The 15,857-nt window shown below is 68.4% G+C and carries 13 protein-coding genes; all 13 read right to left on the bottom strand.

All coding sequences use genetic code 11. From position 1 onward, the window contains the following. Positions 1 to 173: 173 nt before the first annotated feature. The 13 genes from nuoN to EDD92_RS27615 are packed head-to-tail and all read right to left on the bottom strand — an operon-like array spanning position 174 to position 15,847. The gene (gene nuoN, locus EDD92_RS27675; protein WP_123966887.1) at positions 174 to 1,832 is read right to left on the bottom strand and encodes an NADH-quinone oxidoreductase subunit NuoN; all 1,659 of its coding nucleotides are present in this window, start codon (positions 1,830 to 1,832) and stop codon (positions 174 to 176) included. Then, on the bottom strand, positions 1,829 to 3,403 hold the full coding sequence (locus tag EDD92_RS27670) for an NADH-quinone oxidoreductase subunit M (protein ID WP_123966886.1): 1,575 nt from the start codon (positions 3,401 to 3,403) through the stop codon (positions 1,829 to 1,831). The genes nuoN and EDD92_RS27670 overlap by 4 nt, the downstream gene beginning before the upstream one ends. 5 nt (positions 3,404 to 3,408) lie before the next feature. Then, a complete protein-coding gene (gene nuoL / locus EDD92_RS27665; RefSeq protein ID WP_123966885.1) occupies positions 3,409 to 5,355 on the bottom strand; it encodes an NADH-quinone oxidoreductase subunit L in 1,947 nt (648 codons plus the stop codon). Positions 5,356 to 5,369: 14 nt separating this feature from the next. Next, positions 5,370 to 5,669: an NADH-quinone oxidoreductase subunit NuoK gene (nuoK, locus tag EDD92_RS27660; protein ID WP_020130147.1), complete on the bottom strand. Its 300-nt coding sequence runs from the start codon at positions 5,667 to 5,669 to the stop codon at positions 5,370 to 5,372. Next, the gene (locus EDD92_RS27655) at positions 5,666 to 6,508 is read right to left on the bottom strand and encodes an NADH-quinone oxidoreductase subunit J (RefSeq protein WP_123966884.1); all 843 of its coding nucleotides are present in this window, start codon (positions 6,506 to 6,508) and stop codon (positions 5,666 to 5,668) included. Before EDD92_RS27655 ends, nuoK begins: the two co-directional genes overlap by 4 nt. Further along, positions 6,505 to 7,146: an NADH-quinone oxidoreductase subunit NuoI gene (nuoI, locus tag EDD92_RS27650; protein WP_099930706.1), complete on the bottom strand. Its 642-nt coding sequence runs from the start codon at positions 7,144 to 7,146 to the stop codon at positions 6,505 to 6,507. The genes EDD92_RS27655 and nuoI overlap by 4 nt, the downstream gene beginning before the upstream one ends. Further along, positions 7,139 to 8,503 carry an NADH-quinone oxidoreductase subunit NuoH gene (gene nuoH, locus EDD92_RS27645; protein ID WP_123966883.1) on the bottom strand — a complete coding sequence of 455 codons (1,365 nt, stop codon included), beginning with the start codon at positions 8,501 to 8,503 and terminating at the stop codon, positions 7,139 to 7,141. Before nuoH ends, nuoI begins: the two co-directional genes overlap by 8 nt. Then, on the bottom strand, positions 8,500 to 11,004 hold the full coding sequence (locus EDD92_RS27640) for an NADH-quinone oxidoreductase subunit G (RefSeq protein ID WP_123966882.1): 2,505 nt from the start codon (positions 11,002 to 11,004) through the stop codon (positions 8,500 to 8,502). Before EDD92_RS27640 ends, nuoH begins: the two co-directional genes overlap by 4 nt. Beyond that, positions 11,001 to 12,350, bottom strand: a complete 1,350-nt coding sequence (gene nuoF / locus EDD92_RS27635) for an NADH-quinone oxidoreductase subunit NuoF (RefSeq protein WP_123966881.1) — start codon at positions 12,348 to 12,350, stop codon at positions 11,001 to 11,003. The genes EDD92_RS27640 and nuoF overlap by 4 nt, the downstream gene beginning before the upstream one ends. After that, entirely contained in the window at positions 12,350 to 13,225 is an 876-nt protein-coding gene (gene nuoE / locus EDD92_RS27630; RefSeq protein ID WP_123966880.1) for an NADH-quinone oxidoreductase subunit NuoE, read from the bottom strand. The genes nuoF and nuoE overlap by 1 nt, the downstream gene beginning before the upstream one ends. Further along, positions 13,222 to 14,544 carry an NADH-quinone oxidoreductase subunit D gene (locus EDD92_RS27625; protein WP_123966879.1) on the bottom strand — a complete coding sequence of 441 codons (1,323 nt, stop codon included), beginning with the start codon at positions 14,542 to 14,544 and terminating at the stop codon, positions 13,222 to 13,224. The genes nuoE and EDD92_RS27625 overlap by 4 nt, the downstream gene beginning before the upstream one ends. Beyond that, positions 14,541 to 15,296, bottom strand: a complete 756-nt coding sequence (locus EDD92_RS27620; protein WP_030945324.1) for an NADH-quinone oxidoreductase subunit C — start codon at positions 15,294 to 15,296, stop codon at positions 14,541 to 14,543. Before EDD92_RS27620 ends, EDD92_RS27625 begins: the two co-directional genes overlap by 4 nt. Further along, the gene (locus tag EDD92_RS27615) at positions 15,293 to 15,847 is read right to left on the bottom strand and encodes an NADH-quinone oxidoreductase subunit B family protein (protein WP_003998928.1); all 555 of its coding nucleotides are present in this window, start codon (positions 15,845 to 15,847) and stop codon (positions 15,293 to 15,295) included. Before EDD92_RS27615 ends, EDD92_RS27620 begins: the two co-directional genes overlap by 4 nt. Between the last annotated feature and the right edge of the window lie 10 nt (positions 15,848 to 15,857).

The following is a 15,857-nucleotide window of genomic DNA, read 5'->3' as shown; positions in this document are numbered from 1 at the left end:
TCCACGATAGGGGTCCGCACTGACAGCCAATGAGTTATCCACAGGCCCGGATCGGTGACTCTCCGTGTCAGCCCTGTTCCCCGGAGGTTTCTGCTGGCCTGGCCCTGCACGGCGAAGGGCCCCGGTCCCGAAAAGGGAGCCGGAGCCCTTCTTCCACCCGCCCGGCAGGTGGATCAGCGCACGAACACTCCTGCCTGACTGGCCAGGTCCAGGAAGTACTGCGGCGCCACCCCGAGCACCAGCGTGACCACGACGCCGAGCCCGATCGCGGCCATCGTCAGCGGCGAGGGAACGGCAACCGTCGGGCCTTCGGGCCGCGGCTCGCTGAAGAACATCAGCACGATCACGCGGATGTAGAAGAAGGCCGCGATGGCCGACGAGATCACACCGACCACGACCAGCGGGGCCGCACCGCCCTCCGCCGCCGCCTTGAACACGGCGAACTTCCCGGCGAAGCCGGAGGTCAGCGGAATGCCGGCGAAGGCCAGCAGGAACACCGCGAACACGGCCGCCACCAGGGGTGACCGGCGGCCGAGCCCGGCCCACTTGGACAGATGCGTCGCCTCGCCGCCCGCGTCGCGCACCAGTGTCACCACCGCGAAGGCGCCGATGGTCACGAAGGAGTACGCGCCCAGGTAGAAGAGGACGGAGGAGACGCCGTCCTTCGACGTGGCGATGACACCCGCGAGGATGAATCCGGCGTGTGCGATCGAGGAGTACGCCAGCAGTCGCTTGATGTCGGTCTGTGTGATCGCGACGATCGCTCCGCCGAGCATGGTGACGATCGCGACGGCCCACATGACCGGCCGCCAGTCCCAGCGCAGGCCGGGCAGGACGACGTAGAGCAGCCGGAGCAGCGCACCGAACGCGGCCACCTTCGTCGCCGCTGCCATGAACCCGGTCACCGGGGTCGGTGCGCCCTGGTAGACGTCCGGGGTCCACATGTGGAACGGGACGGCGCCGACCTTGAACAGCAGCCCCATGACGATCATCGCGCCGCCGACGAGCAGCAGCGCGTCGTTGCCCATCGTGTCGGCGAGCGCCGGGTCGACGGTCGTGACCGATCCGTCGACGACATGCGCGATCGTCGCGTACGACACGGAGCCGGCGTAGCCGTAGAGCAGCGCGATGCCGAACAGCGTGAACGCGGAGGCGAAGGCGCCGAGCAGGAAGTACTTGACGGCGGCTTCCTGCGACATGAGCCGCTTGCGGCGGGCCAGGGCGCACAGGAGGTACAGCGGCAGCGAGAAGACTTCCAGGGCCACGAACAGGGTCAGCAGGTCGTTGGCCGACGGGAAGACCAGCATGCCGGCGATCGCGAAGAGCAGCAGCGGGAACACCTCGGTGGTGGTGAACCCGGCCTTCACGGCCGCCTTTTCGCTGTCGCTGCCCGGCACGGACGCGGCCTGCGCGGCGAACGAGTCGACGCGGTTGCCGTGCGCCTCCGGGTCCAGGCGCCGCTCGGCGAAGGTGAACAGGCCGACCAGTCCGGCCAGCAGGATCGTGCCCTGCAGGAACAGGGACGGCCCGTCGACCGCGATGGCGCCCATCGCCGCGATGTGGGCCTTCGTGGTTCCGTACCCGCCGGACGCGAGCGCCACGACCGCCGCGAAGGCGGCGACGAGCGCGACGGCGGACACGAACACCTGGGCGTAGTAACGGGACTTGCGCGGCACGAAGGCCTCGATCAGCACCCCGACGATCGCCGCGCCCACGACGATCAAGGTGGGCGACAATTGCCCGTATTCGATCTTCGGTGCGGGGATCTTCGAGATCGGATCGGCCGCGGTTGCCGCCGTTGTCCACAGGCTGTGGACGGCTGATGCGCTCACTTGGCCACCGCCTCCACCTCAGGCTTGGGGTCCTTCTTGTGTACGTCGGACAAGGTCGACTTCACCGCCGGGTTGACGATGTCGGTGACCGGCTTCGGGTAGACGCCCAGGAAGATCAGCAGCACGATCAGGGGGGCGACGACCACCAGTTCGCGGGCCCTGAGGTCCGGCATCGCGGAGACCTCCTGTTTCACCGGGCCGGTCATCGTCCGCTGGTAGAGGACGAGGGTGTAGAGCGCGGCGAGCACGATGCCGAAGGTGGCGATGATCCCGATGGCCGGGTAGCGCGTGAACGTGCCGACCAGGACCAGGAATTCGCTCACGAACGGGGCGAGTCCGGGCAGCGACAGGGTCGCCAGGCTGCCGACCAGGAAGGTGCCGGCGAGCACCGGGGCGACCTTCTGGACACCGCCGTAATCCGCGATGAGCCGCGAGCCGCGCCGGGAGATCAGGAAGCCGGCGACCAGCATCAACGCGGCCGTCGAGATGCCGTGGTTGACCATGTAGAGCGTCGCTCCGGACTGGCCCTGGCTGGTCATCGCGAAGATGCCCATGATGATGAACCCGAAGTGCGAGATCGACGCGTACGCCACCAGCCGCTTGATGTCCCGCTGCCCGACCGCGAGCAGCGCCCCGTAGACGATGCTGATCAGAGCGAGGACGAGGATGGCGGGCGTCGCCCACTTCGAGGCCTCCGGGAACAGCTGGAGGCAGAAGCGGAGCATCGCGAAGGTGCCCACCTTGTCGACGACCGCGGTAATGAGGACGGCGACCGGGGCGGTGGACTCCTGCATGGCGTTCGGCAGCCAGGTGTGCAGCGGCCACAGCGGCGCCTTCACTGCGAAGGCGAAGAAGAAGCCGAGGAACAGCCAGCGTTCGGTGTTGGTCGCCATGTGCAGCGAGCCGTTGGCGCGGGCCTGCACGATCTCCTGGAGGCTGAAGTTCCCGGCCACCACGTACAGCCCGATCACGGCGGCCAACATGATCAGACCGCCGACCAGGTTGTAGAGGAGGAACTTGACGGCCGCGTACGACCGTTGCGTCGACGCCGCCTCCTCGCCGTGCTCGTGGGCACGGTCCCCGAAGCCGCCGATGAGGAAGTACATCGGGATCAGCATGGCTTCGAAGAAGATGTAGAAGAGGAAGACGTCGGTGGCCTCGAAGGAGATGATCACCATCGCCTCGACGCCGAGGATCAGGGCGAAGAAGCCCTGCGTCGGCCTCCACCGCTTGCTGCCTGTCTCCAGCGGGTCGGCGTCGTGCCAGCCCGCGAGGATGATGAACGGGATCAGCAGGGCGGTCAGCGCGATCAGCGCCACCGCGATGCCGTCCACTCCCAGTTCGTACCTGACGCCGAAGTCCGCGATCCAGGCGTGGGATTCGGTCAGTTGGTAGCGGCCGCCGTCCGGGTCGAAGCGGACCAGGACGGTGATGGCGAGGGCGAGGGTGGCGAGCGAGACGATCAGTGCCAGCCATTTGGCTGCGGTGCGCTGCGCGGCCGGTACGGCGGCCGTGGCGACCGCCCCGATCGCCGGGAGCACCGCCGTCGCTGTCAGCAGAGGAAAGGACATCGGTATCAGACCGCCCTCATCAGCAGGGTCGCGGCGATGAGGACCGCCGCACCGCCGAACATCGAGACCGCGTACGACCGCGCGAAGCCGTTCTGCAGCTTGCGCATGCGCCCGGACAGGCCGCCGACCGAGGCCGCCGTGCCGTTGACAACGCCGTCGACCAGGGTGTGGTCGACGTACACCAGGGAGCGTGTGAGGTGTTCGCCGCCGCGGACCAGGACGACGTGGTTGAAGTCGTCCTGCAGCAGGTCGCGCCGGGCGGCCCGGGTGAGCAGCGATCCGCGCGGGGCGACGGACGGAACCGGGCGGCGACCGTACATGGCGTACGCGATGCCGACGCCGATGAGCAGGCAGACCATCGTCCCGCCGGTGACCGTCGCGGCGCTGAGCGGGGAGTCGCCCTCGCTGTGTCCGGTGACCGGCTCCAGCCAGTGCAGGAAGCGGTCGCCGATGCTGAAGAACGCGCCGCCGAAGACCGAACCGACGGCCAGCACGATCATGGGGATCGTCATGACCTTCGGGGACTCGTGCGGGTGCGGCTCCTCGTGTTCACCGTGGTGCTCGGCGGCGGGCTCCGCGCTCGGCGCCTCCGGGGAGCGGGTGGGCTGGTTGCGCCAGCGCTCCTCACCGAAGAACGTCATCAGCATCACGCGCGTCATGTAGAAGGCGGTGATGGCCGCGCCCAGCAGCGCGCACGTGCCCAGGATCCAGCCCTCGGTGCCGCCCTTCGCGAAGGCAGCCTCGATGATCTTGTCCTTGGAGAAGAAGCCGGACAGACCCGGGAAGCCGATGATCGCGAGGTAGCCGAGGCCGAAGGTGATGAAGGTGACCGGCATGTACTTGCGGAGGCCGCCGTACTTCCTCATGTCGACCTCGTCGTTCATGCCGTGCATGACCGAACCGGCGCCGAGGAAGAGCCCGGCCTTGAAGAAGCCGTGCGTCACCAGGTGCATGATCGCGAAGACGTAGCCGATGGGGCCGAGGCCCGCGGCCAGCACCATGTAGCCGATCTGCGACATGGTCGAGCCGGCCAGCGCCTTCTTGATGTCGTCCTTGGCGCAACCGACGATCGCACCGAACAGGAGCGTGACGGCGCCGACCACGGTGACGACCAGCTGTGCGTCCGGCGCGGCGTTGAAGATGGCTCCGGAGCGGACGATCAGGTAGACGCCCGCGGTCACCATCGTCGCGGCGTGGATGAGGGCCGAGACCGGGGTCGGGCCCTCCATCGCGTCCCCGAGCCAGGACTGCAGCGGCACCTGGGCGGACTTGCCGCAGGCAGCAAGCAGAAGCATCAGGGCGATCGCGGTGAGCTTGCCCTCCGAGGTGTCGCCGACGCTGTTGAAGACCGGCCCGAAGGCGAAGGTCCCGAACGTCGCGAACATCAGCATGATGGCGATGGACAGGCCCATGTCGCCGACGCGGTTGACCAGGAAGGCCTTCTTCGCCGCGGTCGCCGCGCTGGGCTTGTGCTGCCAGAAGCCGATGAGGAGGTAGGACGCGAGGCCGACGCCCTCCCAACCGACGTACAGCAGCAGGTAGTTGTCGGCGAGGACGAGCAGCAGCATCGCCGCGAGGAACAGGTTCAGATAGCCGAAGAAGCGGCGGCGGCGCTCGTCGTGCTCCATGTACCCGACCGAGTACAGGTGGATCAGCGAGCCGACGCCGGTGATCAGCAGGACGAACGTCATCGACAGCTGGTCGAGGCGGAAGGTGACGTCCGCCTGGAAGCTCTCGACCGGGATCCAGGTGTACAGGTGCTGGATCAGGGTCCGGTGTTCGGCGTCCTTGCCGAGCAGGTCGGCGAAGAGGATCACACCGAAGACGAAGGACGTGGTCGACAGCAGCACGCCGATCCAGTGGCCGACGGCATCGAGCCGCCGGCCGCCGCACAGCAGTACGGCCGCTCCGAGCAGTGGCGCCGCCACCAGCAGCGCAATCAGGTTCTCCACGATTCAGCGACCCCTCAGAGCTTCATCAGGCTGGCGTCGTCGACCGAGGCCGAGTGGCGGGAACGGAACAGGGACACGATGATCGCGAGGCCGACCACGACCTCCGCGGCGGCGACGACCATCGTGAAGAAGGCGATGATCTGGCCGTCGAGATTGCCGTGCATCCGGGAGAAGGTGACGAACGCGAGGTTGCAGGCGTTGAGCATGAGCTCGATGCACATGAACACGACGATCGCGTTGCGCCTGATCAGTACGCCGGTGGCGCCGATCGTGAACAACAGGGCGGCGAGATACAGGTAGTTGACCGGGTTCACTTCGACGCCTCCTCGGCCCGCTTGAGGTTCGCCGGATCGATCGCGGTCCGCTCCAGGCGCTCCTCCGCGCGCTGCTCCAGCGCCCGCAGGTCGTTGAGCGCCTCGGCCGACACGTCACGGATCTGGCCGCGTTCACGCAGCGTCTTGCTGACCGTGAGCTCGGACGGGGTGCCGTCGGGCAGCAGGCCCGCAATGTCCACCGCGTTGTGCCGGGCGTACACGCCGGGCGCCGGCAGCGGCGGTACGTACTTGCCTTCCCGGACGCGCTGTTCGGACAGCTCGCGCTGGGTCTTGGCGCGCTCGGTGCGCTCGCGGTGCGTGAGCACCATGGCGCCGACGGCGGCCGTGATCAGCAGGGCGCCGGTGATTTCGAAGGCGAAGACGTACTTGGTGAAGATGAGGGCCGCGAGACCCTCCACATTGCCGTTGGCGTTCGCCTCGCCCAGGCCGTTGAACTCCTTGAGGGAGGCGTTGCCGATCCCGGCGAGGAGCAGGATGCCGAAGCCGAGCCCGCAGAGAAGGGCCAGCCAGCGCTGGCCCTTGATGGTCTCCTTCAGGGAGTCCGCTGCCGTCACGCCGACGAGCATCACCACGAACAGGAACAGCATCATGATCGCGCCGGTGTAGACGACGATCTGCACGATGCCCAGGAAGTAGGCGCCGTTGGCGAGGTAGAAGATCGCCAGGATGATCATGGTGCCGGCGAGCGAGAGCGCGCTGTGCACGGCCCTCTTCATGAAAACGGTGGCCAGGGCGCCGATCACGGCGACGGTGCCGAGGACCCAGAACTGGAAGGCCTCTCCGGTGGAGGTGGAGTAGGCGGCGAGTTGCGCGCTCATCGGCCGATCACCTTCTCCGAGGCGGGCTCGTCCTCACCGAAGGTGGAGGCGGCTTCCTGGACGACCTCGCCCTTGGACAAGGCCACCTGGCGCTCGGTACCGGGCGCGGCCTCGGTGACGAGTCCCCGGTAGTAGTCCTGCTCGTCCATCCCCGGGTAGATGGCGTGCGGGCTGTCGACCATGCCCTCTTCCAGGCCGGCGAGCAGCTGCTCCTTGGTGTAGATGAGGTTGGCGCGGCTGCTGTCGGCGAGCTCGAACTCGTTGGTCATCGTGAGCGCGCGCGTGGGGCACGCCTCGATGCACAGGCCGCACAGGATGCAGCGGGCGTAGTTGATCTGGTAGACGCGCCCGTACCGCTCGCCCGGCGAGTAGCGCTCCTCGTCCGTGTTGTCGGCGCCCTCCACGTAGATGGCGTCGGCGGGGCAGGCCCAGGCGCACAGCTCGCAGCCGACGCACTTCTCCAGGCCGTCCGGATGGCGGTTGAGCTGGTGCCGTCCGTGGAACCGGGGGGCGGTGGTCTTCTGCTGCTCCGGGTACTGCTCGGTCAGCCGCTTCTTGAACATGGCCTTGAAGGTCACGCCGAAGCCTGCGACGGGGTTCATGAAACCGGGCTTGGTCTCCTTGGGCTCCTCAGCCATCGGACGCCTCCTTTCCATCCGAAGATCCGTCACTTGCAGTATCCGACCCGCCACTGACAATCAGCTCTCGCTCGCGGCGCGGACTGCGCCTCGGCACCGGCGGCAACTCCTGTCCCGGCAGTGGCGGTACGGGGAATCCGCCCGCCATCGGGTCGAATCCGGCGGCCTGTTCGGCAGGCTGCTCGGCCTTCCCTGCCCTGTCGCGGAAGATGTCGGCGACGAAGGACAGAAGCAGCAGGGCGAGGACGCCGCCGCCGATGTAGAGGGCGATGTCGGCGAAGTCGTAGTTCTCGTTCCTGAGGGCCCGGACGGTCGCGACCAGCATCAGCCAGACCACGGAGACCGGGATGAGGACCTTCCAGCCGAGCTTCATCAGCTGGTCGTAGCGGACCCGTGGGAGGGTGCCGCGCAGCCAGATGAAGAGGAACAGCAGCAGCTGGACCTTGATCACGAACCAGAGCAGCGGCCACCAGCCGTGGTTGGCACCCTCCCAGAAGGTGCTGATCGGCCAGGGGGCGCGCCATCCGCCGAGGAAGAGCGTGGTAGCCACGGCCGAGACCGTCACCATGTTCACGTACTCGGCGAGCATGAACATCGCGAACTTGATCGACGAGTACTCGGTGTTGAAGCCGCCGACCAGGTCGCCCTCGGACTCCGGCATGTCGAAGGGGGCGCGGTTGGTCTCGCCGACCATCGTGACGATGTAAATGATGAAGGAGACCGGCAGCAGGACGATGTACCAGCGGTCGTGCTGCTGCTCGACGATCGTCGACGTCGACATCGACCCCGAGTAGAGGAACACGGAGGCGAAAGCGGCGCCCATCGCGATCTCGTACGAGATCATCTGCGCGCACGAGCGCAGGCCCCCGAGGAGCGGGTAGGTGGATCCGGAACTCCAACCCGCAAGCACGATGCCGTAGATGCCGACCGAGGCGACCGCGAGGATGTAGAGGATCGCGATCGGCAGGTCGGTCAGCTGCATCGTCGTACGGTGGCCGAAGATCGAGATCTCGTTGCCGGCCGGGCCGAAGGGGATCACCGCGATCGCCATGAAGGCCGGGATGGCCGCGATGATCGGCGCGAGGACGTAGACGACCTTGTCCGCGCGTTTGACGATGACGTCTTCCTTGAGCATCAGCTTGATGCCGTCGGCGAGCGACTGGAGCATGCCCCAGGGGCCGTGCCGGTTGGGGCCGATGCGCAGCTGCATCCAGGCGACGACCTTGCGCTCCCAGACGATGGAGAACAGCACGGTCACCATCAGGAAGGCGAAGCAGAAGACGGCCTTGATGACGACCAGCCACCAGGGGTCGCGGCCGAACATCGAGAGGTCTTCAGCGGCGAGGTACGGGCTCATGCCTCCACCTCCTTGGGGGCCTCGCCGACGAGCGTCGCCGGGCCGATACGGACGAGAGCGCCGGGCAGCGCCCCGGTGTCGGAGGCGACGCCCCCGCCTGCGGAGTTCAGCGGGAGCCAGACCACACGGTCGGGCATCTCCGCGATCCGCAGCGGCATTTCGACCGCTCCGGAGGGGCCGGTCACGACGATGGTGTCGCCGTCCTTGACGCCCGCCTCGGCGGCGGTCGCGGCCGACACGCGCGCGTGGGCGGCGTGCCGGGTTCCGGCGAGTGCTTCGTCGCCCTCCTGGAGGAGTCCCTGGTCGAGCAGCAGCCGGTGCCCGGCCAGTACGGCTTCCCCGGCGGCGGGCCGCGGCAACTGGGCCGCGGTCTCGAGGGGTTCGGTGGCGCGGGGCCCGTCCCAGGGGCCGAGCCGGTCGATCTCCGCGCGCACGGTGCGCAGGTCCGGCAGCCCCAGGTGGACGTCCATGGCGTCGGCCAGCATCTGCAGCACGCGCGCGTCGGTGGGCGCGAGGCGGCGGGTCATCTGGTCCGGCTTGAGCGCGGCCTCGAAGAACCGCACCCGGCCTTCCCAGTTGAGGAAGGTGCCGGCCTTCTCGGCGACCGCGGCGACGGGAAGTACGACGTCGGCGCGCTCGGTGACCTCACTGGGGCGCAGCTCCAGTGACACCACGAAGCCGGCCTCCTGCAGCGCTTCACGCGCGCGTGCCGGGTCCGGCAGGTCGGCGACCTCGACGCCTGCGACCAGCAGTGCCTGCAGCTCGCCGGTCGCGGCGGCCTCCACGATCTGACTGGTGTCGCGGCCGTAGCGGTGCGGGAGTTCGGCGAGGCCCCAGGCCGCGGCGACCTCCTCACGCGCGCGTGGATCGGTGGCCGGGCGTCCGCCCGGCAGCAGCGAGGGCAGCGCGCCCGCCTCGAGGGCACCGCGCTCACCGGCCCGCCGCGGGATCCACACCAGATGGGCGCCGGTCGCGGCGGCGGCCCGTACGGCTGCGGTCAGTCCGCCTGCCACAGCGGCCAGCCGCTCACCGACGACGATCACCGCGCCCTCGGCGCGCAGCGCCTCGGCCGCCTGGGCCCCGCCGTCCTCCAGTCCGACGCCGCTGGCGAGTGCGTCCAGCCACTCGGTCTCGGTGCCCGGGGCGGCCGGCAGCAGGGTGCCGCCGGCCTTCTCGAGACCGCGGGTGGTGTGCGTGGCGAGCGAGAACACCTTCTGTCCGTGCCCCCGCCAGGCCTTGCGCAGCCGCAGGAAGACGCCGGGCGCCTCCTCCTCTGCCTCGAACCCGACCAGAAGAACCGCGGGTGCCTTCTCCAGGGAGGTGTACGTGACGCCCGTACCGTCGAGATCACGTCCGCGACCGGCGATCTTCGCGGCGAGGAAGTCGGCTTCCTCGCCGCCGTGCACGCGGGCGCGGAAGTCGATGTCGTTCGTGTCGAGGGCCACGCGCGCGAACTTGCTGTACGCATAGGCGTCCTCGACGGTGAGGCGGCCGCCGGTCAGGACGCCGGTCCTGCCGCGGGAGGCAAGCAGTCCCTGAGCGGCGATCTGCAGCGCCTCCGGCCAGGAGGCCGGTTCGAGGTCACCCTCCGCGTTCCGTACGAGCGGTGTCTGGAGCCGGTCGCGCTGCTGTGCGTACCGGAACCCGAACCGCCCCTTGTCGCAGATCCACTCCTCGTTGACCTCGGGGTCATTGGCGGCGAGCCGCCGCATGACCTTGCCACGCCGGTGGTCGGTGCGGGTCGCGCAGCCGCCCGAGCAGTGCTCGCACACGCTCGGGGAGGACACCAGGTCGAACGGGCGGGAGCGGAATCGGTACGCCGCCGAGGTGAGCGCGCCGACCGGGCAGATCTGGATGGTGTTGCCGGAGAAGTACGACTCGAAGGGGTCGCCCTCGCCGGTACCGACCTGCTGCAGCGCACCCCGCTCGACCAGCTCGATCATCGGGTCGCCCGCGATCTGGTTGGAGAAGCGCGTGCAGCGGGCGCACAGAACGCACCGCTCACGGTCGAGCAGCACCTGCGTGGAGATCGGCACGGGCTTCTCGTACGTCCGCTTCTTGCCCTCGAAGCGCGACTCGGCCTGCCCGTGGGACATCGCCTGGTTCTGCAGGGGGCACTCGCCGCCCTTGTCGCAGACCGGGCAGTCCAGCGGGTGGTTGATGAGGAGCAGCTCCATCACGCCGTGCTGGGCCTTCTCGGCGACCGGCGAGGTGAGGTGCGTCTTCACCACCATGCCGTCCGTGCACGTGATCGTGCAGGACGCCATCGGCTTGCGCTGACCCTCGACCTCGACGATGCACTGGCGGCAGGCGCCGGCCGGATCGAGCAGGGGATGGTCGCAGAACCGGGGGATCTCGATGCCGAGCTGCTCGGCGGCCCGGATGACCAGGGTGCCCTTGGGCACGCTGATCTCGGCGCCGTCGATCGTCAGCGAGACGAGATCCTCCGGCGGGACCGCCGCCTCTCCCCCGCCTGAGGGAGCGTTGGTGGTCACGGTCATGCGTTCACCTCCGTGCGGGAGTCGGCCCAGACCGTCGACTTGGCCGGGTCGAAGGGGCAGCCGCGGCCCGTGATGTGCTGCTCGTACTCCTCGCGGAAGTACTTGAGCGAGGAGAAGATCGGCGAGGCGGCGCCGTCGCCGAGGGCGCAGAACGACTTGCCGTTGATGTTGTCGGCGATGTCGTTCAGCTTGTCGAGGTCGGACATGACGCCCTTGCCGGCCTCGATGTCGCGCAGCAACTGCACGAGCCAGTACGTCCCTTCGCGGCACGGCGTGCACTTGCCGCAGGACTCGTGGGCGTAGAACTCGGTCCAGCGGGTGACGGCGCGGACGACGCAGGTCGTCTCGTCGAAGCACTGCAGGGCCTTGGTGCCGAGCATCGAGCCGGCGGCGCCCACTCCCTCGTAGTCGAGGGGTACGTCGAGGTGCTCGTCCGTGAACATCGGCGTCGAGGAGCCGCCCGGCGTCCAGAACTTCAGCCGGTGGCCCGGCCGCATGCCGCCGCTCATTTCAAGGAGCTGGCGGAGTGTGATGCCGAGCGGGGCCTCGTACTGGCCGGGGCTGGCGACGTGGCCGCTGAGCGAGTAGAGCGTGAAGCCGGGGGACTTCTCGCTGCCCATCGACCGGAACCATTCCTTGCCCCGGTTCAGAATTGCGGGAACCGACGCGATCGACTCGACGTTGTTCACAACAGTCGGGCACGCATAGAGGCCCGCCACCGCAGGGAAGGGGGGACGGAGCCGCGGTTGACCCCGGCGGCCTTCGAGCGAGTCGAGCAGTGCGGTCTCCTCACCGCAGATGTACGCGCCGGCGCCGGCGTGCACGGTGAGCTGGAGGTTCAGGCCGCTGCCCAGGATGTTCTCGCCGAGGTAGCCGGCCTCGTAGGCCTCGCGCACGGCCTCGTGCAACCGCCGCAATACGGGGACGACTTCACCACGCAGATAGATGAAGGCATGCGAAGACCTGATGGCGTAACACGCGATGACAATGCCCTCGATGAGGCTGTGCGGGTTCGCGAAGAGGAGCGGGATGTCCTTGCATGTCCCGGGCTCCGACTCGTCGGCGTTGACAACTAGATAGTGCGGTTTTCCATCCCCTTGGGGAATGAACTGCCATTTCATTCCCGTCGGGAACCCTGCGCCGCCGCGGCCGCGCAGCCCGGAGTCCTTGACGTACGCGATCAGGTCGTCCGGGGACATCGCGAGCGCCTTGCGGAGCCCCTCGTATCCTTCGTGCCTTTTGTAGACGTCCAGAGTCCAGGACCGGTCCTCGTCCCAGAAGGCCGACAGCACGGGTGCGAGCAGCTTCTCGGGGCTGTTGTTCTTGAGTTCGGGTGCCAAGGTCATCACTCCCCCTCCTCGGCGGCGGGCCCTGCCGGGTGGGCCGGGTCGGAGGCCGACGTGTTCTGCGGCGCATCGTGTGAGCTGAGGTGCTCGGTCGGCGACGGCTCGTGCACTGCCCTGTCCTGCGGCTCGTCCTCGTGCGGGCCGCCGTCCCGCGGATGGACCACGCGCGCGGGTGCGGCCTCTCCCCTTGCCAGGCGAAGGCCCACCAGCGACGCCGGTCCCGCACTGCCGCTCTCCTCGACGGCCCCTGGCCGCTCGTCGGGGAAGCCGGCCAGCATCCGCGCGGTGTCCTTGAAGGTGCACAGGCGCGCCCCGCGCGTGGGTTCGACGTCCCGTCCCGCGCGCAGGTCGTCGACGAGGCGCTTGGCGCTGGCCGGGGTCTGGTTGTCGAAGAACTCCCAGTTGACCATCACCACCGGCGCGAAGTCGCAGGCCGCGTTGCACTCGATGTGCTCCAGGGTGACCTTGCCGTCGTCGGTGGTCTCACCGTTGCCGACGCCGAGGTGCTCCTGGAGCTCCTCGAAGATCGCGTCACCGCCCATCACCGCACACAGGGTGTTGGTGCAGACGCCCACCTGGTAGTCACCGGACGGCTTGCGCCGGTACATGGTGTAGAAGGTGGCGACCGCGGTGACCTCCGCCGTGGTCAGGTGCAGCATGTCCGCGCAGAACTGCATCCCGGTGCGCGTGACATGGCCCTCCTCCGACTGCACGAGATGCAGCAACGGCAGGAGCGCGGACCGGGAGTCCGGGTAGCGGGCGATCACCTCGCGCGCGTCCGTCTCGAGCCGGGCTCGGACGTCGTCCGGGTAGGCGGGCGCGGGCAGTTCGGGCATGCCCAGGCTGACGCCCCGCTCAGAAGAACTGGTGGTCACCGGTCGACGCCTCCCATCACGGGGTCGATGGACGCGACGGCGACGATGACGTCGGCGACCTGGCCGCCCTCGCACATCGCCGCCATGGCCTGCAGGTTGGTGAAGGACGGGTCACGGAAGTGGACTCGGAAGGGGCGGGTGCCGCCGTCGGACACGGCGTGCACTCCGAGTTCGCCCTTGGGTGACTCGACGGCCGCGTACGCCTGTCCCGGCGGCACGCGGAAGCCCTCGGTGACCAGCTTGAAGTGGTGGATCAGGGCCTCCATGGAGGTGCCCATGATCTTCTTGATGTGGTCGAGGGAGTTGCCGAGCCCGTCCGGCCCCAGGGCGAGCTGGGCGGGCCAGGCGATCTTCTTGTCGGCGACCATGACCGGTCCGGGCTGCAGCCGGTCCAGGCACTGCTCGACGATCCTGAGGGACTGGCGCATCTCCTCCAGCCGGATCAGGAAGCGCCCGTAGGAGTCGCAGGTGTCGGCGGTCGGGACGTCGAAGTCGTACGTCTCGTAGTCGCAGTACGGCTGCGTCTTGCGCAGGTCGTGCGGGAGCCCGGTGGAGCGCAGGATCGGGCCGGTGGCTCCGAGGGCCATGCAGCCGGCCAGGTCGAGGTAGCCGACGTCCTGCATACGGGCCTTGAAGATGGGGTTCCCGGTGGCGAGCTTGTCGTACTCCGGGAGGTTCTTCTTCATCTTCTTCACGAACTCGCGGATGTGGTCCACCGCGCCGGGCGGCAGGTCCTGCGCGAGTCCGCCGGGCCGGATGTACGCATGGTTCATGCGCAGGCCCGTGATGAGCTCGTAGATGTCGAGAATCATTTCACGATCACGGAATCCGTAGATCATGATCGTGGTGGCGCCGAGTTCCATACCGCCGGTGGCGATGCACACCAGGTGCGAGGAGAGCCGGTTCAGCTCCATCAGGAGCACCCGGATGATCTTGGCCCGCTCGGTGATCTGGTCCTCGATGCCGAGGAGTTTCTCGACGGCGAGGCAGTAGGCGGTCTCGTTGAAGAAGGACGTGAGGTAGTCCATGCGTGTCACGAACGTGGTGCCCTGCGTCCACGTGCGGAACTCGAGGTTCTTCTCGATGCCCGTGTGGAGGTAGCCGATGCCGCAGCGGGCCTCGGTGACCGTCTCGCCCTCGATCTCCAGGATCAGACGGAGCACTCCATGGGTGGAGGGGTGCTGGGGCCCCATGTTGACGACGATGCGCTCGTCGTCGGCGCGGGCCGCGGACTGGACGACCTCGTCCCAGTCGCCACCGGTGACCGTGTAGACGGTGCCCTCGGTGGTCTCGCGGGCGGATGCTGACTGCGTGCTCACGAGTACGACCTCCGCTGGTCCGGAGCCGGGATCTGGGCGCCCTTGTACTCGACGGGGATGCCGCCGAGGGGGTAGTCCTTGCGCTGCGGATGCCCCTGCCAGTCGTCCGGCATCATGATCCGCGTCAGGGCCGGGTGACCGTCGAAGACGATTCCGAAGAAGTCGTAGGTCTCGCGCTCGTGCCAGTCGTTGGTGGGATAGACGGAGACCAGGGACGGGATCTTCGGGTCGGCGTCGGGGGCGCTGACTTCGAGGCGGATCAGCCGGTTGTGGGTGATCGAGCGCAGGTGGTAGACGGCGTGCAGCTCGCGGCCCTTGTCGTGCGGGTAGTGGACGCCGCTGACGCCGGTACAGAGCTCGAAGCGCAGGGCGGGGTCGTCGCGCAGGGTGCGGGCGACGCGCAGCAGGTGCTCGCGCTCGATGTGGAAGGTGAGCTCGCCGCGGTCGACGACCGTCTTTTCGATCGCGTTGTCCGGGAGGAGTCCCTGCTCCTCCAGGGCGCCTTCCAGTTCGTCGGCGACCTCGTCGAACCATCCGCCGTAGGGGCGGGCCGCCGGTCCCGGGAGGCGGACCGAGCGGACCAGGCCGCCGTAGCCGGAGGTGTCGCCGCCGTTGTTGGCGCCGAACATGCCGCGCTGGACGCGGATCTCCTCACCGCCCTCGCCGCGCTGGCCGGGGAGGTTGGATGCGCCGAGGTCCTTTTCGGGGTTCACCCCGTTCGACGCTCCGTTGGTGCCGTTCGCGTCGCTCACCGCAGCAGCCCCTTCATCTCGATCGTGGGCAGGGCCTTGAGCGCCGCTTCCTCCGCCTCGCGGGCCGCCTCCTCGGCGTTCACGCCGAGCTTGGAGGTCTGGATCTTCTGGTGCAGCTTGAGGATGGCGTCCATCAGCATCTCGGGCCGTGGCGGACAGCCGGGCAGATAGATGTCGACCGGCACGATGTGGTCGACGCCCTGGACGATCGCGTAGTTGTTGAACATGCCGCCCGAGGAGGCGCAGACCCCCATGGAGATCACCCACTTGGGGTTCGGCATCTGGTCGTAGACCTGGCGCAGCACCGGCGCCATCTTCTGGCTCACCCGGCCGGCCACGATCATCAGGTCCGCCTGGCGGGGCGAACCGCGGAAGACCTCCATGCCGAAGCGCGCCAGGTCGTAGCGGCCGGCGCCGGTGGTCATCATTTCGATGGCGCAGCAGGCGAGGCCGAACGTGGCCGGGAAGACGGACGCCTTGCGTACCCAGCCCGCGGCCTGCTCGACGGTGGTCAGCAGGAATCCGCTCGGCAGCTTTTCTTCGAGTCCCATGTGTTAAAGG

The sequence above is a fragment of the Streptomyces sp. TLI_185 genome, from assembly GCF_003814765.1.
Taxonomy (GTDB): Bacteria; Actinomycetota; Actinomycetes; order Streptomycetales; family Streptomycetaceae; genus Streptomyces.
Note: the sequence above shows the minus strand (reverse complement) of the source record. Positions and strands in the feature narration are given on the sequence as shown.